Genomic DNA, 1,544 nt, shown 5'->3' with positions numbered 1-1,544 from the left:
AGTCAAAGCTGACCTGGGAAAGCTGGGCCATCCCGAAGGGCGCCAAAAATCTGCAGAACGCACAGAAATTCATTGAATTCATCACCCGGGCTGACAGGCAGGCTGCTTTTGCACAGATCATGCCTTACGGCCCGACCAACCGAAATGCGTTTAAACTGATACCGGAGGATCGCGGACGAAAATTCGCCAGCCACCCTGATTACCTGAAATCTAGCATAGTAATGAACCCCAAGTGGTACGCTGAGGCGGGACCAGACGGCATGACAAACCAAGAGCGGCTTGCCCAGCGTTGGAACGAGTGGATCCTTCAGTGATCGTAGATTAAGCAAGATGTGGTGAGGCTGCGAAGAACAGGGCGTCGCCTTCTCGACAAAATCTAGACGAACCGACACTTGCGATTTGGAAGCAGTACGTCTGGCAGACGCGTCCCAGTCGTATTGGAGGATCAGTCGTGACCTTGCATCTAAAGAATATCACCCTGCCAATTGCTGAGGATGAAGCATTGGAGAAAAATCCGGTTCCGGCTCAGATTGAGTTCCGCAGCGTCACCAAGATGTATGGGGCGGTCGCTGCGGTCAGCAATTTGTCGCTGACCGTTCGTCTCGGCGAGTTCCTGACCATTCTCGGTCCAAGCGGTTCGGGCAAGACCACGGCCCTGATGCTGCTCGCCGGGTTCGTAGCGCCCACTGAGGGAGACATCCGCATTGCTGGGAAGTCGGTCGCGGCGGTGCCGTCTTACCGGCGCGACCAAGGCATCGTCTTCCAGAGCTATGCGCTGTTTCCGCACCTCACGGTGCGCCGGAACCTAGAATTCCCGCTCGAAATGCGCGGCATGAAGGCTGCCGAGAGGGCAGCGCGGGTCGACCGCATGCTCGCGCGCGTGCACCTCACCGACTTTGGCGGCCGCATGCCGTCGCAATTGAGCGGCGGCCAGCAACAGCGCGTGGCGCTTGCTCGAGCGCTGATCGCCGATCCGCCGTTCCTCTTGCTCGATGAGCCGCTCGGCGCACTTGACCGCAACCTTCGCGAGCAGATGCAGGTTGAGATGAAGAGCCTGCATAAAGAGTTCGGCATCACCACCATCTGTGTCACGCACGACCAGGAGGAGGCGCTCACTCTGTCGGATCGCATTGTCGTCATGCGAGCCGGTCAAATCGAGCAGACCGACACGCCGGAGGCGCTCTATGACAGGCCGGCGACGTGCTTCGTGGCGAATTTTCTAGGCGAAGCCAACATTCTCGAGAATCCTGGTTTCAAGGTCGAATCCGATGCCAAGCCGCCGTCCGGAACAGTTCCCATGATCCGGCCGGAGCGTATCTGCGTCACTGCTGCCGCGGCTTTGAGGCGCACCGATGCAGACCAGCGCCAGTTCGTCACCGGCATCGTCGAGGATATGATTTATGCCGGCCCGTTGCGGAAATACCATGTACGCGCCGGGAACAGTGTGCTGATTGTGCGCGAGCACGTCGCCGCCGGCCAGCAGATTTTCCAAGCTGGCGATGAGGTACATCTCGACTGGCTGCGCTCAGACGTTCGCTTTGTCA

Annotated in this window: 2 protein-coding genes; both read left to right on the top strand. The window is 58.7% G+C overall.

Annotation, left to right across the window (positions count from 1 at the left end):
* Positions 1–314 (top strand): extracellular solute-binding protein (locus AC0L17_RS34330; protein WP_473518967.1); only part of this gene is annotated, 314 nt, incomplete at its 5' end.
* A 137-nt stretch (positions 315–451) separates the two neighbouring features.
* On the top strand, positions 452–1,544 hold a 1,093-nt coding region (locus tag AC0L17_RS34325), incomplete at its 3' end, for an ABC transporter ATP-binding protein (protein ID WP_473518966.1).

This window comes from Mesorhizobium sp. WSM4829, from assembly GCF_055811475.1.
The sequence above is the reverse complement of the archived record's forward strand: the minus strand, read 5'-3'. Positions and strand labels throughout refer to the sequence as shown.